This window comes from Micromonospora sp. C51, from assembly GCF_018070435.1.
Lineage (GTDB): Bacteria > Actinomycetota > Actinomycetes > Mycobacteriales > Micromonosporaceae > Micromonospora > Micromonospora sediminimaris.
Map to the genome: position 1 here is coordinate 1 of NZ_JAGPXQ010000073.1, position 16,456 is coordinate 16,456.

Genomic DNA, 16,456 nt, shown 5'->3' on the forward strand with positions numbered 1-16,456 from the left:
GACGGCGAGCACCGACGTCTCCACACTAGGCATCGTCGGCAGCGTCTGTTGTGTATCAGAGACAGTCAGGGGGTTGCGCGTCGAATGGTCAGGTAGCTGAGGCCGGCGAGCAGCAGGGTGAGCAGTGCCGGCCAGCCGACCAGCAGCGTCCACCCGGGCTGGTCGGCGAACCAGCCGCCGATCGCCGACCACCAGCCCCGCCAGGTGGCGAGCACGACGAGCCCGCCGATCCCGGCCAACGCGACGGTGCTCAGCATCAGCAGGCCGTTGACCCCCCAGCGCTTGAAGACCAGCGCGATGGCGATGCCGATGAAGCCGAGCAGCAGGAACGGGATCGCGAAGCCGAGGAACCGCAGCACCGGGTTGTCCACCAGCAGGAAGGGAATGCCGAAGAAGGTCAGGTTGACGCCCCACCCGTCGGTGGCCTCCTCGATCACGGCCAGCAGGTAGAGCACCGCCGCGTAGCTGACCGCCTGCCCGAGGTAGTTGAGCACGTTGCCGAGGTAGAAGCTGCGGCGTGAGACGCCCAGCCCGATGGCGAACGGAAAGTCCTGGGTGATCGCGTTGATGCTGGCGACGAACATCACCACGTAGATGCTCATCAGCCCACCGGTGGTCGGCTCGAAGTCGTCGGCTTCGTTCATCGCGCTGAACAGAGCCAGGTTGATGAGGAAGCTGAGCGCGAGGATCCCCCACGGCCAGCCGACCACGCTGCGCCAGCCGACGAACTGGAGCCGGGCCACGGTCAGGGCGCGGTTCATCGGACAGCCTCCTTGTCTGCCACGGCGGCGCCACCGGCCGCGTGCCCGTTTGTCGAGGTGGTCAGGCGTACGACGATGTCCTGCAACGAGGACGCTTCGAGGTCGAGGCCCAGGGACCGGGCGCGGTCGTGCGCGGCCCGGCCGAAGTCGCCGCGTACGGTGGCCCGGGCCGTGCCGCCGAGCGACGCTCGATGCAGTTCGGTGCCGGTACGGGAGAACTCGTCCACCGCCGCGACCGGGCCGGAGACGGTGACCACCTGGCCGCGCAGCGCCTCCGCCTCGACGTCGAGCAGGAGCCGACCCCGGTCGATCAGCAGGACGTGCTCGATCAGGTCGCTGACCTCGTCGATGAGGTGCGTCGACAGCACGATGGTGCGGGGATGTTCGGTGTAGTCGGCCAGCAGGTGGTCGTAGAAGAGCTGCCGGGAGACGGCGTCCAGCCCGAGGTAGGGCTCGTCGAAGAAGGTCAGCGGGGCACGCGAGGCGAGCCCGACGACGATGCCGAGCGCGGAGAGCATGCCGCGGGAGAGCTTGCGGACGTTGCGCCCGCGCGGCAGCTGGAACACGTCGACCAGTCGCTGGGCGAGCGCCTCGTCCCAGCCTGGATGCACCAGGCGGGCCGCCCGCAGGACGTGCGCGACCCGCAGATGCGACGGGTAGGTCTGGCTCTCCTTGATGAAGGAGAGCCGGGAGAGCACCTGTTCGTTCTCGTACGGGTGCTGCCCGAAGACGCTTACCTCACCGCTGGTGGCGAAGTTCTGCGCGGTGAGGATCTGCATCAGGGTGGTCTTGCCGGCACCGTTGCGTCCCAGCAGGCCGTGGATCCGATGCTCGGCAAGCGAGAAGCTGACCCCGTCCAGGGCGGTGACTCCCTGGTACCGCTTGGTCAGATCGGTGACCTCGACGACCGCGCTCATCGGCCCTCCTCCCAGGTGTCGATCATGTTCTTGAGTTCGGCCGGTTCGATGCCGAGCTTGCGCGCCTCAGTGAGCAGCGGCCGGACGTACTGTCGGGCGAACTCGTCGCGGCGCCGGCCGCGGAGCTTCGCGCGGGCGCCGGGAGAGACGAACATGCCGATTCCTCGCTTCTTGTAGAGAGTTCCGTCGTCGACCAGCTTGTTGACCCCCTTGGCGGCGGTCGCGGGGTTGATCCGATGGAAGGCGGCCAGCTCGTTGGTCGACGGCACCTGACCCTCCTCCGCGAGGGTCCCGTCCAGGATCGAGTTCTCCAGCAGCTCGGCGATCTGGAGGAAGATCGGCCGGCCGTCCTCCATCACGTCCACCATCCCCAGACGCCACCCTGGTTGCCTGGTTCATTACTCATGTAACTAACCATGCAACCAGGGTGACATCGCTGTCAAGGGACAAACAGACGGCGGCCCGGTCCGGGCCATACCGGACCGGGCCGCCGTGCCTGGGATCAGCCGTACGGAGGGCGGGCGTACGCGGCCCGCAGCGCGGCCAGGCCGGTCGCCTTCGGACTGAGGGTGCCCCAGCCGGAGTTGAAGTAGTTCGTCCGGGCGATCAGCGGGCCACGCTCGGCGTTGAGCCGGGCGATGGCCGGCGGCACGGTGGCGATCCAGGCCGCCTGGTCGGGGATCTCGATGACCCGTACGCCCCACTCGGCGATGAGCACTGGACGGGACAACGCCACCGGGCCGAGATCGGCCACCGCCCAGTCCTTGGTGCGCCGGAACCGTTCCAGTGCGGTGTGGCTGGCACTTGTCGCGTAGACGTTCCACTGGAGGTAGTCCAGCCGGGTCATCAACGCCTCCGGGTGGGTGCGCCGGAAGCAGTCCCGGTTGAAGCCACCGACCCCGACCGAGAAGGTGCCGCCCTGGGGCAGCCCCTTGGCCCGGAACCAGTTGACGATGTACGTCACCGCCTGCACCGCCCGGGCGTCCGACTCGGCCCAGGTGTACGCCTTGCCGGCCTCCGTGGTGCCGAACTCGTGATCGGTGTCCAGCTCCGAGGCGAGCTGGATGTTCACCCCGAAGCCCATCGTCCGGTACTGCGACAGTGCCCGGGCGAACAACCCGTCGCACTGTCCCGCGATGACCTGGCCGTAGCCGTACGCCTTCGGCCAGACCGCGCCGGGCCGCTGCTGGATGGTCATCGCCGGCGCCGGCACGGTGTATCGCACCCCGTCCACCGTGAAGGTCTGCGGCCCGGTGTCGGGCGCGCCGTAGTGCTTCAGTTCGAGCACCATGTTGAGCTGCACCCCGGCGCGCCCCAGCGTGATCAGCCAGGGGCGTTGGTAGCCGGGGAAGATGTAGCCGTCGGCGAAGCTGCGGTACTGGGTCAGCGACCGGAAGTTGCCGCCGACCATGTCGGCCGTCGGGTCCGCGCCGCCCGAGAGGTAGTACCCGCCCAGCACCGGCGGCAGCACGGTGTAGGCGACGCTGGCGCTGGCGGTCCGGCTGGCGGAGTCGCGCACCGTGACGGTCACCCTCGGCATCACGCCACCGCCCGGAACACGGCGACCGCGCCGTTGTCGGAGACCCGGGACCAGGTGCGCCCCGAGTCGTCGGCGACGGTGACGGTGAGCGGATCGATCACCGCGGTCACCGAGACGGGGGCGCTACGGTTGCCCTGCGCGTCGGCCACCGTGACCGTCACGGTCAATCGCTGGTGGTCCGGGTCGCCGTAGTTGACGGTCAGCAGCATCTGCTCGCCCGGCGAGTAGGTGGTGGGATTCATCGAGGCGTTGGCGGTGGGAGCGGCCATGGCGGCTCCTTCCTGGCTTGGTCGCCGTGACCAGCGGGTGCAACACCGTCGGTGCGGCTGGTCTGCGACGGCGGGCCGGAGCCGGGTGGCGCGGCGGCGCGCCCCGGCGGGATCCGTACTGGCGGCCGGCGGGACGTCGCGGTTCCCACCCCGGCCGGAGGATCGGATGTGGCCCGCCATCCGCAGCCTCGCTACCTGCTACAACAGTGCGTCGGGGTACGCTCCGGCGTCTTGTCCGTTTTCGGACATATTGACCATTGCGGAGGCGACACGTGAAGTATCTGATGTTGATTTACGGCAACGAGGAGATCTGGGGCAGCCTCCCAGACGGCGACCTGACCACCCTGATCGGGAAGGTCGACGCCTTCAACGAGGCGCTGCGGGCATCCGGTGAGTTGGTCGACGTGCAGGGGCTGGTGTCCCGGCCCCGATCGGTGCGGATCACCGCCGACGTTCCGGTGGTCACGGACGGGCCGTACCTGGAGGCCAAGGAGTACGTCGGCTCGTACTTCGTGGTCGACGTCGAGGACGAACAGCGGGCGTTGGAGATCGCCCGTGACTATCCGGGCCTGCGGTTCGGCACCGCCAGCGGCGGCTTGGAGATCTGGCCGCTGATGACCGGAGCGGACCACTGAGCCTCGATGCGACAAGCGTCGACCTGCTGCGCCGGCTCGCACCGCAGCTGCTGGCCACGCTCGTCCGCCGGTACGGCGACTTCGGCCGGGCCGAGGACGCCGTGCAGGAGGCCCTGGCCGCCGCCGTCGAGAGGTGGCCACTCGACGGCGTACCCGAGCAGCCGTCGGGCTGGCTGCACACCGTCGCCGCCCGCCGCTACGTCGACCTGGTACGCAGCGAGGCCGCCCGCACCCGCCGCGAGCGTACGGCGCTGGACCTCACCCCACGCGACGCGCTGGTCGCCCCGCCGCCCGACGCCGAGCCGTCCCGGGACGACCTGCTGGAGTTGTTCCTGCTCTGTTGCCATCCGGCGCTGCCGGCACCGGCACAGCTGGCACTGACCCTGCGCGCGGTGGGTGGGCTCACCACCGCCGAGGTCGCCGCGGCCTTCCTGCTGTCGGAGCGGACCATGGGGCAACGGATCTCCCGGGCCAAGCAGCGGCTGCGGGAGGCGGGCGCCCGGTTCGCACCACCGCCGACGGCGGAACGGGAGACCCGGCTGGCCGTCGTACGCCAGGTGCTGTACCTGATGTTCAACGAGGGCTACAGCGCCAGCAGCGGCCCCCAGCTACGTCGCGCCGACCTGACCGGACAGGCCCTGCGGTTGACTCGCCGGCTGCACGAGCAGCTGCCCGGCGACGGGGAGACGGCCGGCCTGCTCGCGCTGATGGTGCTGACCGAGGCCCGAGCGGCGGCCCGGGTCGGCCCCGACGGCGAACTGGTGCCACTGGCGGAGCAGGACCGCCGCCGGTGGGACCGGACGGCGATCGACGAGGGCCGCGCGCTTGTCGAACGCAGCCTGACCGCCTCACCCCCCGGGCCGTACCGGATCCAGGCCGCCATCGCGGCGGTGCACGCCGAGGCGCCGAGCACCGAGGCCACCGACTGGCCCCAGGTGCTCGCCCTCTACGAACTGCTGGAGCGGATCGCACCCAACCCGGTGGTCACCTTGAACCGGGCGGTGGCGGTGGGCATGGTCCACGGGCCGGACGCCGGGCTGGCCCTGCTGTCCGAGGTGGAGTCGGGGCCGCTGGCCGGGCACCACCGCCTGCACGCCGTCCGCGCCCATCTGCTGGAACGCGCCGACGATCGGGCCGCCGCCGCAGCGCAGTGGCGGGCGGCGGCGGACCGTGCCGGCAGCGATCCCGAACGGCGGTACCTGCTGCGCCGCGCCGCCGCCGCGAGCGATCCGAGCCAGCGTCCGTGTGAGCCAGGTCACCACCGGATCCGGTAGAAGCGAGCCGTCCGGCTCCGATCCACAGGTGGATCGGCACCCACGCTGGGTGCCGACGGATCCGGGAGGAACGGACATGACGAAGGTGACCGCCCAACTGTCGGTGTCGCTGGACGGCTACTACGCCGGCCCACAGCACGACGGCGACGGCGACTGGCTGCGGTCGGCGGAGAGCCACGGGTTCTTCCGGGTGACCCGGTGGGCCACCGAGGCGATGGCGTGGCGCGAGCGGCAGGGCTTCGCCGGCGGCCGGCACGACGCAGACTCCGAGATCATCGCCGAGTCGTTCGCCGCGGCCGGGGCGTACGTGATGGGTCGCCGGATGGCCGACGGCGGCGAGGTGCCGTGGGGCGACGAACCACCGTTCCGCGCTCCGGTGTTCGTGGTGACCCACCGGCCCCGCCCGACCCTGCACCGCCAGGGTGGCACCAGCTTCACCTACGTCACCGACGGGCTGGCCAGCGCCGTGGCCCAGGCCCGGGCCGCCGCCGGTGACAAGAACGTCGCGGTGGCCGGCGGTGGCAGCCTGGTCCGGCAGGTGCTGCGGGCGGGGCTGCTCGACGAGTTGGAGCTGCACGTGGTACCGGTCGTCCTCGGTGCCGGGCTACGCCTCTTCGACGACCTGGGCCTCGACGACTTCGAGGCGATCGAACTCATCCCTGACCGGGTGGTGCCAAGCCCGCAGGTCACCCACGTCCGGTACACGGTGCGCGGTCGGGCTCCGCTGGTCCTCGATGATCGCGGCCGCGGCACCGGCACGCCGTAGGGCATGCCGTCAGAGGGCGGCGAGGAAGGCGAGCACCTCGGACCACCCGTCCCGGCGGGCGGCAGCGTCGCCCGCCCGGGTGCCGCCGTGGGTCTGCTCGCCGGTGCGCCCCTGGTGCACCGTCTTCGACGGCAGGTACGGGAAGGTGCCCACACCGTGACCTGCGTCCGGGTAGAGCAGCACCCGGTGGGGTGGGCCGCCGAGGGCCAGCAGCAGCTCGGCGGCGTAGCTCGGCGCGTCCCAGAGCAGGTCGTCCGCCCCGGCTACGGCCAGTACCGGTCCGTCGATCCGGTCGACAGGTATCGGGCCGGTCGGGACGGGTCGGCCACGGTAGGTCCAGGCGGGCGCTCCGGTGTACGGGTATCCCGGGTGGACGACGCTGCTCGGGGCGTACGCGACGACGGCGCGTACCAGGTCGGGACGCTGTTGCGCCAGTAGCAACGCGGCCTCGGTGCCGCGTGAGTAGCTGATCACCGCCGTCTCGCCTCCGGAGTACGGGGCGAGCAGTTCGGCGGCGGTGACGAAGTACTCCAGCGGGATGTCGTGCAGGCTGTCCGGCAGTCCCGGCGCGCCGAAGTAGCCCAGGCACAGCACCGGGTGCCCGCGGGAGGCGAGCAGGGGCGCGTCGTACAGCCCGCCGACGCCGCCCTCCGAGCCACCGAACCACAGCACCCCGCGCCGTCGGGCCACGTCCGGCGGCGGGAGGACGAGCATCCCGCGGACCCCGTCGGCCGCCGGGGTCAGCTCGGTGAAGGTGACCTGACCCGCCGTCCAGTCCCGCCGCACGGTGACGGTGGCGGGCTCGCGCCCGCCACCCACAGCCGACAACCGGACCGGGAAGTCACGCCGTAGGTGCGGCCAGATCGGCGCGAAGGAGGAGGCATCGCCGTCGAGCGGGTCCATCGACCAGAACAGACCCATCGGGTCGACACCCGAGTAGGAGCCGTGCACCGGCGCGTCCCGCGACACGTCCACCACACCGTTGGCGTCGGCCACGAACGTCGCCGCCGCACGCCAGACGTGCCCCGCGTGATCCTCGGCCTCGGCAGCGATCACCGCCCGTTCCCTCGCGGCCAGGCCATTGACGCGTACCCGCAGCGGCTGGTCGACGAGCGCCACGGCCGGCGTCACGTCCAGGCGCAGGCGCGCCGCGCCGCCCCTCCCCTGGTCACTGACGAGAAGGGTCGCGACCAACAGCCCCACCAGGACGGCGGGCGGGATCCTCGACGTTCTCCACCAACGCGGCATCGACAACACCGTATTGCCGGCTGTCCACCAACCGTCGTCACGACGTGCTCTGGTCGGCGAGGATCGCCTCAAGGCGGGCTCGGCACTCGGCCACGAACGCCGGGTAGCTGTGCTGGTAGTAGGAGATACCGCTGGCGGCCACGGCGATCGCCCAGGCGCGGGCGCGTATCCAGGTCGAGTCGTCCACGTCGACGGCGTTCCGGTAGGCGTGGCGGGCCTCGGGCGGCAGGTCCCACACCGGAGCGTGCTCGGCGTCGGGCAGGCCGACCGACAGGCCGCCGAAGTCGATGACCGCGTGCAGCCTGCCGTGCCGTACCAGGAGGTTGGTGGGTCTCAGATCGCCGTGCAGCCACACCTGCGGCCCCGACGGCTCGGGCCGGGCGAGCGCCGCCTGCCACAGCCGTTCCAGGGTGTCGACGTCGATCTCCGCTCCGACGATGTCACGGCAGTCGGAGAGGGCTCGGCCGACCCAGTCGGCACAGGGCCGCAGGTGCCCGCCGCGGTACCAGCTCAGGTCGGCCGTACGAATCGCCCCCATGAGGTCGACGCCGTGCAGTTCCCGCACCACCGCCGCCAGGTCGGTGCCGAAGGCCGCCCAGTCCGATACCGTCTCCGGCCCGACCTCGTCACCGTCGATCCACCGGTAGACCGACCAGGGAAGCGGAAAGGCGCCGGTGGGTACGCCGGTGTGCACCGGCTCCGGGATCGGGCAGCCGAGCAGCGGCGCCAGCCGGGGCAGCCAGCGCTGTTCCTTGCGCAGCGACGGTGCCTTGTCGGCGGTGCGCGGCAGCCGCACGAGCAGACCGGCGCCGAGCCGGTACATGGTGTTGTCGGTGCCCGCGCCCGCCCGGGACAACGGCAGGTGCGCCCACTGTGGGCACTGCTGGGTCACCAACGACCTGACGACATCCTCGTCGACCGGAATCTCACCCTGGTGCAGCGTCACCTCGAGATCCTCGCGCCGCGTGCACGGGGTCGGCCACCCAATTCTCGCCGGGTTGCTCGCCCTCGTCGCCCTGACCGGCGGCATCAGCAAGACGTTCGTACCCAGGGAGAAGCTGGCGACGTTGCCCGGCGGCCGCTGGACCGGACGCTGGGGCCGGTTCGGACCCGAGTCGTTCACCGGCTGACCGCTCTTCCCGGCGGCAGGTGTCGGCAGGGCGACCGCGCTGGTGCCGGGCACCCGCCTCGCCGGTGTAGACAAGCCGACTGTGACCTTGACCGGCGACCGGGAGGGTGGCAGCAAGCATCGACTACCACCGCTTGGAGTGGCCCATGTCTCTCCGTCTCCGTCTCCGTCATCTCTCCGCCGTCATGGCCGTGGCGCTGGCCACGGCACTGTCGATCCCCGGCGTTCCGGCCACCGCCGCCACCGCCGACCGCTTCGGATTCGCGTACGTCGACGATCCGACGGTGCCGGTCTGGACGCCGCTGCCCGCGGCCTACCAGTTCGGCAGTTGGGCGCCGGGGCCCATGGCCACCGGCGGCAAGGTCGCCCCCGGCCGGTTCCTGGTGAGGTTCCCGGCCATCGGCCTGGGTTCGCGCGGCAACGCACACGTCACCGCCGTGGCGAAGGACGGCCGCTTCTGCCAGCTCGTGCGGTGGGGCAGTTCGGGCGCCGACGAGATCGTCGACGTGCAGTGCTTCCGGCCCGGCGGCACCCCGGCCGACACCCCGTTCACAGTGTTGTGGACGGTCAGCTCCGGCACCCTGCCGGCGGGCGTCGGCACGTACGCCTCGGCACAGGTGTTGTCCAACGTCCTCGCCCAGTCGTACAACTCGACAGGCGCGCCGGTCACCGTCGCCAACGTCGCGGTGGGCATCTACGACGTGCGCTTTCGGGCGGTCGGCGCGCCTCTCGGCGTGCTGTCCGGCAACGTGCAGGTGACCGCCCAGCAGCCGAACGCACAGCCGCGCCGGTGCAAGATCCTCCGCTGGGGTGCGTCCGGCCTGGACGCGGTGGTCTACGTCGCCTGCCACAACCCGGTAACCGGGGCGCGGATGAACAGCGACTTCACCGTGTCGTTCCATCGGGAGCGTTCGGTCTACGCGTCGTTCGGCCCGCCGAAGCACTTCGGGTACCTCGCGACGCCGTTCGCCGGCCCGACGAACTACTCGTACCCGCTCGGCGTCGGCGCCAACGGCTTCGGTCCCACCGGCCCCGGCACCTTCATCGTCAAGTTCCCGGCCCTGCACGAGAAGAGCACCACCGCGCAGGTGACCGCGATCGGTGACGACCCCTCGTACTGCACGGTCCAGGAGCTGTGGGCGCAGTTCGGCAGCGATGCGGTGTTGCCGGTCGCCTGCTTCAGCAACGCGGGCCGTCCGCAGGACGTCGCGTTCAGCTCGACCTTCTCGTCGAGCGTCTGAGCGGACAGCTGAGCCGGCGGTCCCCGCCCAGGTCACACCTTGGGCGGGGCCGTCGGCGCGTGCGCAGGCTGTCCGCGCGGCGGATCAGGACCCGACCGGTTGTCCGGCGGGCAGGTCGCTGGCGGCGGTGCGCAGCGCGGCGATGCTGGCGGCCACCGCGGGATGGCCACCCGCGCCCTGCCGGTAGGCGATCCGGGTACGCCGTCGGATGGTGAGCGGAACGAGGACCACCCCGGTGGGCGGCCGATCGACCGCCAGTTGGGGTACCAGTCCGACACCTTGACCGGCGGCGACCAGGGCGAGCACGGCGGCGAAGTCGTCGGCGTGGTGCCGCGCGGTCGGGCGGAAGCCGGCCAGCTCACCGGCGTGCAGGGTCACCGCGTGACAGAGCGTGCCCGGGCTGCCGACGATCCAGTCCGCGTCGCGTACCGAGCGCATCGGATCACTGGTGAGGTGGCGGTCCGCCCCGACGGCCAGGAACACCGTCTCCTCCAGCAGCGGCACCGAGTCCAGGGCCGGATCCGGCTCGACGGGCACGATGTCGTAGTCGTGCACGAGGGCCACGTCGAGGCGGCGGTCGCGCAGCGCGTCGGGCACCGCCACCGGGTCCAACTCGGTGACCATCAGGTCCAGCGCGGGATGGTCGCGGCCGAGCGCGACCAGGGCGGGCAGCAGCAGCGTACGCACGGCACTGGGGTACGCGCCGATGCGTACCGTGCCGGAGAGCCCGCCCCGGGCGGCGGCGAGGGTCGCGTCGGCCGCCTCCAGCGCGGCGAGGACGACCTCCGCGTGCCGGACCAGCGCCTCCCCGGTGGGGGTCAGGGTGACCCGCCGGCCGGCACGTTCCAGGAGCGCGACACCGGCCTCGCGTTGCAGCGCGGCGAGCTGCTGGGAGACGGCGGACGGCGTGTAGGTGTGCGCCTCGGCCACAGCGGCGATGGTGCCGAGGTGGGACAGGTCCCGCAGCAGGCGCAGACGGCGGACGTCAAGCATCAGCTCAGCTTACGTATTCGGTGAGTGATCGGAACTGGTGCTTCATCTTCCGCTGTCGGAGGCTGGCAACATGACACCTGCCGGGCTCTACGTACCCATGATCACGCCGTTCGACGGGAACGGCGCCGTCGCCCTCGACACACTGCGCACTCTCGCCCACGAGGTGCTGGCGGCCGGCGCGGTCGGCCTGGTCGCCCTCGGCACCACCGCCGAGCCGCACGCCCTCAGCGCGGTCGAGCAGCAGACGGTGGTCGACGTGATCGCCGCAGCCTGCCGGGAGCACCGGGCCGGTCTCCTGGTCGGCGCGCACACCGCGCCGGAACTGCGGGCCCTCGCCGAGCGACCCGAGGTCACGGCGGCGCTCTGCCTGGTCCCGCCGTTTCTCCGCCCTGGCGAGGAGGCGGTACTCGCGCACTACGCCCGGTTGGCCGAGGAGTCCCCCGTGCCGCTTGTCGCCTACCACGTCCCGTACCGCACCGGGCAGCAGCTCGGCGTCGGCACGCTGCGCCGCCTCGCCGGGCTACCCGGCCTGGTGGGCGTCAAGCACGCGGTCGGCGGCATCGACGCCGACACGATCGCCCTGCTGGCCGACCCGCCGTCCGACTTCGCGGTGCTGTGCGGCGAGGACGCGTACGTCTCACCACTGCTCGCTCTCGGCGCGGCCGGCGGCATCCTCGCCTCCGCGCATCTCGCCACCGCCGACTACGCCGACCTGGTCTCGGCCTGGCGGTCCGGCGACGTCGCCCGGGCCCGGCCGCTCGGTCACCGGCTCGCCGCCCTCTCGGCCGCGCTGTTCGCCGAGCCCAACCCTGCCGTGGTCAAGGCGGTGCTGCACGCCCAGGGGCGGATCCCGACGCCGCTCGTCCGTCCTCCGCTGCTGCCCGCCACGTCGACCGCCACCGCCCGGGCGCTGACCTGCCTGGCCAGGGTGCCGGCGGTACCAGCGTGAGGGGCGTCCGGCGAACCTCAGCGAAGAATTTTCCGGCGGCATGTCGAGAAGCCGGGTCGGGCTCCGTCCTCGTTGCGAACGCGGCCACAATGGCCCCGTACCTGAGAAGGAGCATCCGATGGCCAAGTACCTGCTGCTCAAGCACTACCGTGGCGGCCCGACCCCGCTGCACGACGTGCCGATGGACCAGTGGACGCCCGAGGAGATCTCGGCCCACGTGCAGTACATGCGCGACTTCGCGGCTCGGCTCGAGGACACCGGCGAGTTCGTCGAGGGTCAGGCGCTCTCCCCGGAGGGAACGTTCGTCCGCTACGACGGCGAGGGGCGACCGCCGGTCACCGACGGCCCGTTCGCCGAAACCAAGGATCTGATCGCCGGCTGGATGGTGATCGACGTCGAGACCTACGACCGGGCGCTGGAACTGGCCGGTGAGCTGTCCGCGGCACCGGGCGCCGGCGGGAAGCCGCTGCACGAGTGGCTCGAGGTGCGGCCGTTCCTGACCGAGCCGCCGACCATCTCGGAGTGACGCACGGTGGATGAGGCCGTCCTACGGACCCTTACTCCCGCCGTGATCGGCATCCTCGTCCGTCGCGGGGTCGACTTCGCGACGGCCGAGGATGCCGTGCAGGACGCGCTGGTCGAGGCCGTCCGGGCCTGGCCGACCGACCCGCCGCGCGACCCCAAGGGCTGGCTGGTCGCTGTGTCCTGGCGGAAGTTCCTCGACGCGGCTCGCGCGGACACCTCGCGGCGACGGCGCGAGGCGCTGGCGGAGGTCGAGCCCGCGCCCGGGCCGGGCGAACCGGTGGACGACACGCTCGCGCTGTACTTCCTGTGCGCGCATCCGTCGTTGACTCCGGCCTCGGCGGTGGCGCTGACGCTGCGGGCGGTGGGTGGACTGACCACCCGGCAGATCGCCCGGGCCTACCTGGTGCCGGAGACGACCATGGCGCAGCGGATCAGCCGAGCCAAGCGGACCGTCTCGGGAGTCCGGTTCAACCAGCCCGGTGACGTCAGCACCGTGCTACGCGTGCTCTACCTGGTCTTCAACGAGGGCTACTCCGGTGATGTCGATCTCGCCGCGGAGGCGATCCGACTCACCCGCCAGTTGGCGGCCAGGATCCGACACGAGGAGGTGGCCGGCCTGCTCGCGCTCATGCTGCTCCATCACGCCCGCCGCACGGCGCGGACCGCCGCCGGCGGCCGGCTGGTACCGCTGGCCGAACAGGACCGCAGTCTCTGGGACACCCGCCTGATCGCCGAGGGCGTGCAGGTGCTCCAGAACGCGCTGGCCCGCGACCGCCTGGGTGAGTTCCAGGCGCAGGCCGCCATCGCCGCGCTGCACGCCGACGCCCGCACCGCCGAGGAGACCGACTGGGTGCAGATCGTCGAATGGTACGACGAACTGGTGCGCCTCACCGACAGCCCGGTGGCCCGCCTCAACCGGGCCGTCGCGGTCGGCGAGGCCGACGGACCACGGGCCGGCCTGACCGCCCTGGCGGATCTCGACCCGGCCCTGCCCCGGTACGCCGCTGTCGCCGCCTACCTGCATGAGCGTGACGGCGACCTGGCGACCGCGGCGCGGCTCTACGCCAAGGCCGCCCGATCGGCGCCCAGCCTTCCCGAAATCGGCCATCTCACGCGGCAGGCCGCCCGACTCAACGCGCTGCTGCGCGGCTGATCGGTCACGGTCGCTGTGGCCGCATCATCTTCAAGGAGACCACTATGGCGATCCAGCGGTTGGACAACGTCCTCATCGTTGTCGACGACCTTGACCGTGTCATCTCGTTCTTCGTCGAACTCGGCATGGAGTTGGAGGGCAGGGCGCCGATCGAGGGGCGTTGGGTGGAACGCGTCATCGGCATCGACGACGTCCGGCAGGAGGTCGCGATGCTCCGGACCCCCGACGGCCACGGCCGCATCGAACTGGCGACGTTCCACACGCCGAAGGCGATCACCCCGGAGCCGCAGGAGGCACCGGCCAACACCCTGGGCATCCGGCGCGTCATGTTCGCCGTCGACGACATCGAGGACGTCGTCGCCCGCCTACGCGCCCACGGGGCCGACCTGGTCGGCGAGCTGGCGCAGTACGAGGACAGCTACCGGCTCTGCTACGTACGCGGCCCCGAGGGCCTCGTCGTCGGCCTGGCTCAACAGCTCGACTGACGGCCGCCAATCGACTCAGGGCAGTGGGACCACGTAGGAGTCGACGCGGGCGATCAGTCCGTCGCGGAAGGTGAACAGGTCGTTGAAGGCGAACCGGAACGGTCCGTGCTCGACGCTTGTCCCACGCCCCTCGCCGGTGGTGATGACCACCGGGCCGTCCTCGTACACGCGCTGGACGTCCAGGTCGGGGCTGCCGGTGAAGGCCGGATTTTCGATCTCGCTGTCGAACTCGGTCTTGCCTCGGGTGGTGCGGTGGCCGTGGATGACCCATTCGACGTCGTCGGTGAGGGTGGCGAGGATTCGCCGGTGGTCGCTCGTCCGGAAGCCGTCGAGGTAATCCGCGACGAGGTCGCGCTGGGTCTGCTGCGTCATGATGTGCTCCGTTCTCGGGTGGATGATGTGCTCCGTCCTGTGGCGGCGTCGGGCTGTTGCAGGTGTGCCGCCAACGCGTCGAGGATCGAGGCGAGCCCCTCGGCCGCCTGGGCCGTGCGAAGCTCAGCGGGCAGTCGGCGTTGGTGCACGGTCAGCTCGGTGCCGTCGGCGGCGGGCTGGAGACTGACGGTGGTCCGCAGCCCGGTCAGCGGCTCGTCGAACACGAGCTCGTGCGGTGCGGTGACGCTCACGTAGACGAAGCGGAGCCGACGGGTGGCGCCGTCCGGCGCGCAGGTGTCGAGTGCGAACTCCCCGCCGGGACGCAGGTCCACGACCACGGACTCGGGCGGCACGACGGCGTGCGAACCGCCCCAGAATGCTGCGATCCCCGCCGGTGAGGTGAAGGCGACCCAGACGCGTTCGGGCTCGGCCGGAAGGTGGCGGCTGGCGATCAGTTCGTCGCCGCGAAGCTGCGACCTGGCGGTCATCGGGCCGCCTCCTCGTCGGCGAGGTGCCGCTCCAGGGCGTCGAGCCGGTCGTCCCAGACCCGGCGTTGCTCGTCGATCCAGGTGCCGAGCAACGACAGCTGATCGGCCCGCAGCCGGCAGGGACGCCGGGTGCCCTCGCGTCGCTGCTCGATGAGGCCGCACCGGCGCAGCACCCCGACGTGGTGCGAGATCGCCTGGGGGGTCAGGTCGAAGGGCGCAGCCAGCTCCCCCACCGTGGCGTCACCGTGCGCGAGGCGGGTCACCAGGGCACGCCGGACGGGGTCACCGAGGGCGGCGAAGGCGGAGTCGAGCTCCGGGACGGAGGCCAGCGAGATGGACATGCCCCACGTTAACACAAACAATCATTTGCGAAAGCATTTGCTTGCCTTTCGCTTCCGGCAGAGGCACTCGCTCTCCGGTCCGTACCAGGCGGCGAGCGCCATGCACCCTCCAGGCCGACGCTCGAGAGCGGCCTCGTACCGTCGTACGGTCAGGTTCGGTCGGCCGGCGCACGGCCAATCGATCGGCGCGTGGTCGGTCGGACGGACGTTGACGCGACGGAGTGGGGCGGATGGTCGAGCGGGAGATCCTGACGGGCGGCGGCGTCAACGAGGTCGTGCGGATCGGCGACACGGTGCGTCGACCTACCGGACCGTGGTCCGCCCGGGTCCACGACCTGCTGCGGCATCTCGCCGCCCAGGGCTTCACGGCGGCACCCCGGGTACGCGACACGAGCGAGCCCGGCTTCGAGATCCTCGACTTCCTCCCGGGCGAGGTGTCGAACTATCCACCCACCCCCGCGGCGGCCTCGGTCGAGGCGTTGGAGAGTGCCGCCGCGCTGCTGCGGGCGTATCACGACGTGACCGCCGAGTACGCGCGGCAAGCGTCCCGCGACGGCTGGCAGGTGCCGGCGACCGAACCGGTCGAGGTCATCTGTCACGGTGACTACGCGCCGCACAACTGCGTGCTCGACGGCAACCGCGTCGTGGGCATCATCGACTTCGACCACGCCCAGCCCGGGCCCCGGATCTGGGATGTCGCCTACGCGGCCTACCGATGGGTGCCGATGACCGCGCCGGAGAACACCGACGGCTTCGGAACCACCGAGGAACAGGCCGCTCGGCTCCGAACGTTCTGCGACCGCTACGGGCTGGACGACAGCGCCCGATCCGACCTGGTCGACGTCACCGTCGCCCGGCTGCACGCACTCGTCGACTTCATGCACGCCCAGGCAGCCGCCGGCAACACCGCCTTCGCCGGCCACCTCGCGGACGGACACCACATCCAGTACCTCAACGACGCGGAGTACGTACGCGCGAACCGCGTGGTCTTCGGACGCGCCCTGCACCCCTGAGCACGCCGTCGGGCAGCAGTGCCAGCCGGAGGCACCTGCTTGTGATCTCCGCCGGGTCTCCACCGCTGGCGGCGCCGGTCGCATTGAGGTCGGTCCTTCGCCGCCCGGGCGCGAGCCCGTTCACCTTGAAGCCCTCGTCGGCGAGCGCTCGGGCTTAGAAACGGTCAGCACGTTGAGTGCCGTCGACAGCGCCGCATCCGTGCGGATGCGGCGCTGTTTGGTGCGGTCGGCTAGTGCCGTGACCACGAACGTTCGCGGTGTTGGATGACACGCCGTTCGGCTTGTCGGCCGGGCGGCGTCGCGGCGGTCAGGCTGTGGCGGTGGCAGATCCCGTACGCGTGCGGCGGCTGAGTGATC

22 protein-coding genes are annotated in these 16,456 nt (G+C 71.4%); 10 read left to right on the forward strand and 12 right to left on the reverse strand.

The annotated features are described in order from the left end of the window. Nucleotides 1-65: 65 nt before the first annotated feature. From KBX50_RS31765 to KBX50_RS31785, 5 genes are all read right to left on the reverse strand, one after another. Nucleotides 66-761 (reverse strand): ABC transporter permease, encoded by a 696-nt coding sequence (locus KBX50_RS31765; RefSeq protein ID WP_210941532.1) that lies wholly within the window; start codon nt 759-761, stop codon nt 66-68. Then, nucleotides 758-1,678, reverse strand: coding sequence for an ABC transporter ATP-binding protein (locus KBX50_RS31770; protein ID WP_210941533.1), 921 nt, complete (start codon nt 1,676-1,678; stop codon nt 758-760). The genes KBX50_RS31765 and KBX50_RS31770 overlap by 4 nt, the downstream gene beginning before the upstream one ends. Further along, nucleotides 1,675-2,046, reverse strand: coding sequence for a GntR family transcriptional regulator (locus KBX50_RS31775; protein WP_247674835.1), 372 nt, complete (start codon nt 2,044-2,046; stop codon nt 1,675-1,677). Before KBX50_RS31775 ends, KBX50_RS31770 begins: the two co-directional genes overlap by 4 nt. Before the next feature lie 134 nt (nt 2,047-2,180). After that, on the reverse strand, nt 2,181-3,218 hold the full coding sequence (locus KBX50_RS31780; protein ID WP_210941534.1) for a hypothetical protein: 1,038 nt from the start codon (nt 3,216-3,218) through the stop codon (nt 2,181-2,183). Next, the gene (locus KBX50_RS31785) at nt 3,218-3,487 is read right to left on the reverse strand and encodes a hypothetical protein (RefSeq protein WP_093401348.1); all 270 of its coding nucleotides are present in this window, start codon (nt 3,485-3,487) and stop codon (nt 3,218-3,220) included. Before KBX50_RS31785 ends, KBX50_RS31780 begins: the two co-directional genes overlap by 1 nt. Before the next feature lie 272 nt (nt 3,488-3,759). On the opposite strand from KBX50_RS31785, the gene KBX50_RS31790 reads away from it, so the two are divergent. From KBX50_RS31790 to KBX50_RS31800, 3 genes are all read left to right on the forward strand, one after another. Further along, entirely contained in the window at nt 3,760-4,122 is a 363-nt protein-coding gene (locus KBX50_RS31790) for a YciI family protein (RefSeq protein ID WP_210941535.1), read from the forward strand. Then, nucleotides 4,119-5,396 carry an RNA polymerase sigma factor gene (locus tag KBX50_RS31795; RefSeq protein WP_210941547.1) on the forward strand — a complete coding sequence of 426 codons (1,278 nt, stop codon included), beginning with the start codon at nt 4,119-4,121 and terminating at the stop codon, nt 5,394-5,396. The genes KBX50_RS31790 and KBX50_RS31795 overlap by 4 nt, the downstream gene beginning before the upstream one ends. A 76-nt stretch (nt 5,397-5,472) precedes the next feature. After that, nucleotides 5,473-6,162, forward strand: coding sequence for a dihydrofolate reductase family protein (locus KBX50_RS31800; RefSeq protein ID WP_210941536.1), 690 nt, complete (start codon nt 5,473-5,475; stop codon nt 6,160-6,162). Nucleotides 6,163-6,171: 9 nt separating this feature from the next. Here KBX50_RS31800 and KBX50_RS31805 read toward each other — a convergent pair whose 3' ends face one another. Beyond that, nucleotides 6,172-7,410: an acyl-CoA thioesterase/bile acid-CoA:amino acid N-acyltransferase family protein gene (locus KBX50_RS31805; protein WP_210941537.1), complete on the reverse strand. Its 1,239-nt coding sequence runs from the start codon at nt 7,408-7,410 to the stop codon at nt 6,172-6,174. 37 nt (nt 7,411-7,447) lie between these two features. Continuing rightward, on the reverse strand, nt 7,448-8,356 hold the full coding sequence (locus KBX50_RS31810) for an aminoglycoside phosphotransferase family protein (protein ID WP_307871137.1): 909 nt from the start codon (nt 8,354-8,356) through the stop codon (nt 7,448-7,450). Between the two features lie 19 nt (nt 8,357-8,375). Here KBX50_RS31810 and KBX50_RS31815 point away from each other — a divergent pair, with 19 nt between their 5' ends. Continuing rightward, a complete protein-coding gene (locus KBX50_RS31815; RefSeq protein WP_210941550.1) occupies nt 8,376-8,540 on the forward strand; it encodes a hypothetical protein in 165 nt (54 codons plus the stop codon). A 145-nt stretch (nt 8,541-8,685) separates the two neighbouring features. Beyond that, complete coding sequence (locus KBX50_RS31820) at nt 8,686-9,780, forward strand: hypothetical protein (protein ID WP_247674836.1); 1,095 nt, start codon at nt 8,686-8,688, stop codon at nt 9,778-9,780. 84 nt (nt 9,781-9,864) lie between these two features. On the opposite strand, the gene KBX50_RS31825 is transcribed toward KBX50_RS31820, so the two are convergent. Further along, the gene (locus KBX50_RS31825; RefSeq protein ID WP_210941538.1) at nt 9,865-10,773 is read right to left on the reverse strand and encodes a LysR family transcriptional regulator; all 909 of its coding nucleotides are present in this window, start codon (nt 10,771-10,773) and stop codon (nt 9,865-9,867) included. Between the two features lie 70 nt (nt 10,774-10,843). Between KBX50_RS31825 and KBX50_RS31830 the strand changes: the two genes are divergently transcribed. The 4 genes from KBX50_RS31830 to KBX50_RS31845 all read left to right on the forward strand — a co-directional run bounded on the left by KBX50_RS31830 (nt 10,844) and on the right by KBX50_RS31845 (nt 13,885). Continuing rightward, nucleotides 10,844-11,722, forward strand: coding sequence for a dihydrodipicolinate synthase family protein (locus KBX50_RS31830; RefSeq protein WP_210941539.1), 879 nt, complete (start codon nt 10,844-10,846; stop codon nt 11,720-11,722). 118 nt (nt 11,723-11,840) lie between these two features. Then, nucleotides 11,841-12,248: a YciI family protein gene (locus KBX50_RS31835; RefSeq protein ID WP_093401356.1), complete on the forward strand. Its 408-nt coding sequence runs from the start codon at nt 11,841-11,843 to the stop codon at nt 12,246-12,248. 6 nt (nt 12,249-12,254) lie between these two features. After that, nucleotides 12,255-13,400 (forward strand): RNA polymerase sigma factor, encoded by a 1,146-nt coding sequence (locus tag KBX50_RS31840; RefSeq protein ID WP_210941540.1) that lies wholly within the window; start codon nt 12,255-12,257, stop codon nt 13,398-13,400. A 44-nt stretch (nt 13,401-13,444) separates the two neighbouring features. After that, nucleotides 13,445-13,885: a VOC family protein gene (locus tag KBX50_RS31845; protein ID WP_210941541.1), complete on the forward strand. Its 441-nt coding sequence runs from the start codon at nt 13,445-13,447 to the stop codon at nt 13,883-13,885. A 15-nt stretch (nt 13,886-13,900) separates the two neighbouring features. Here the strand turns inward: KBX50_RS31845 and KBX50_RS31850 are convergent, their stop codons facing one another. Genes KBX50_RS31850 through KBX50_RS31860 form a run of 3 tightly spaced genes read right to left on the reverse strand, consistent with a single transcriptional unit; the run spans nt 13,901 to nt 15,086 of the window. Beyond that, nucleotides 13,901-14,257, reverse strand: coding sequence for a nuclear transport factor 2 family protein (locus KBX50_RS31850; protein WP_210941542.1), 357 nt, complete (start codon nt 14,255-14,257; stop codon nt 13,901-13,903). Then, nucleotides 14,254-14,745 (reverse strand): SRPBCC domain-containing protein, encoded by a 492-nt coding sequence (locus tag KBX50_RS31855; protein ID WP_210941543.1) that lies wholly within the window; start codon nt 14,743-14,745, stop codon nt 14,254-14,256. Before KBX50_RS31855 ends, KBX50_RS31850 begins: the two co-directional genes overlap by 4 nt. Next, nucleotides 14,742-15,086: a helix-turn-helix transcriptional regulator gene (locus KBX50_RS31860; RefSeq protein ID WP_210941544.1), complete on the reverse strand. Its 345-nt coding sequence runs from the start codon at nt 15,084-15,086 to the stop codon at nt 14,742-14,744. The genes KBX50_RS31855 and KBX50_RS31860 overlap by 4 nt, the downstream gene beginning before the upstream one ends. Nucleotides 15,087-15,316: 230 nt before the next feature. Here KBX50_RS31860 and KBX50_RS31865 point away from each other — a divergent pair, with 230 nt between their 5' ends. Continuing rightward, entirely contained in the window at nt 15,317-16,099 is a 783-nt protein-coding gene (locus tag KBX50_RS31865) for an aminoglycoside phosphotransferase family protein (protein WP_210941545.1), read from the forward strand. Nucleotides 16,100-16,219: 120 nt separating this feature from the next. Here the strand turns inward: KBX50_RS31865 and KBX50_RS31870 are convergent. Further along, a partial coding sequence (locus tag KBX50_RS31870; protein WP_210941546.1) for a hypothetical protein occupies nt 16,220-16,456 on the reverse strand: 237 nt, incomplete at its 5' end.

Excerpts from the sequence above, each read along its gene's own strand:
- KBX50_RS31765 (WP_210941532.1), bottom strand. The coding sequence starts at position 761 with ATGAACCGCGCCCTGACCGTGGCCCGGCTCCAGTTCGTCGGCTGGCGC.
- KBX50_RS31770 (WP_210941533.1), bottom strand. The coding sequence starts at position 1,678 with ATGAGCGCGGTCGTCGAGGTCACCGATCTGACCAAGCGGTACCAGGGA.
- KBX50_RS31775 (WP_247674835.1), bottom strand. The coding sequence starts at position 2,046 with ATGGTGGACGTGATGGAGGACGGCCGGCCGATCTTCCTCCAGATCGCC.
- KBX50_RS31780 (WP_210941534.1), bottom strand. The coding sequence starts at position 3,218 with ATGCCGAGGGTGACCGTCACGGTGCGCGACTCCGCCAGCCGGACCGCC.
- KBX50_RS31785 (WP_093401348.1), bottom strand. The coding sequence starts at position 3,487 with ATGGCCGCTCCCACCGCCAACGCCTCGATGAATCCCACCACCTACTCG.
- KBX50_RS31800 (WP_210941536.1), top strand. The coding sequence starts at position 5,473 with ATGACGAAGGTGACCGCCCAACTGTCGGTGTCGCTGGACGGCTACTAC.
- KBX50_RS31805 (WP_210941537.1), bottom strand. The coding sequence starts at position 7,410 with ATGCCGCGTTGGTGGAGAACGTCGAGGATCCCGCCCGCCGTCCTGGTG.
- KBX50_RS31820 (WP_247674836.1), top strand. The coding sequence starts at position 8,686 with ATGTCTCTCCGTCTCCGTCTCCGTCATCTCTCCGCCGTCATGGCCGTG.
- KBX50_RS31825 (WP_210941538.1), bottom strand. The coding sequence starts at position 10,773 with ATGCTTGACGTCCGCCGTCTGCGCCTGCTGCGGGACCTGTCCCACCTC.
- KBX50_RS31830 (WP_210941539.1), top strand. The coding sequence starts at position 10,844 with ATGACACCTGCCGGGCTCTACGTACCCATGATCACGCCGTTCGACGGG.
- KBX50_RS31835 (WP_093401356.1), top strand. The coding sequence starts at position 11,841 with ATGGCCAAGTACCTGCTGCTCAAGCACTACCGTGGCGGCCCGACCCCG.
- KBX50_RS31845 (WP_210941541.1), top strand. The coding sequence starts at position 13,445 with ATGGCGATCCAGCGGTTGGACAACGTCCTCATCGTTGTCGACGACCTT.
- KBX50_RS31850 (WP_210941542.1), bottom strand. The coding sequence starts at position 14,257 with ATGACGCAGCAGACCCAGCGCGACCTCGTCGCGGATTACCTCGACGGC.
- KBX50_RS31855 (WP_210941543.1), bottom strand. The coding sequence starts at position 14,745 with ATGACCGCCAGGTCGCAGCTTCGCGGCGACGAACTGATCGCCAGCCGC.
- KBX50_RS31860 (WP_210941544.1), bottom strand. The coding sequence starts at position 15,086 with ATGTCCATCTCGCTGGCCTCCGTCCCGGAGCTCGACTCCGCCTTCGCC.
- KBX50_RS31865 (WP_210941545.1), top strand. The coding sequence starts at position 15,317 with ATGGTCGAGCGGGAGATCCTGACGGGCGGCGGCGTCAACGAGGTCGTG.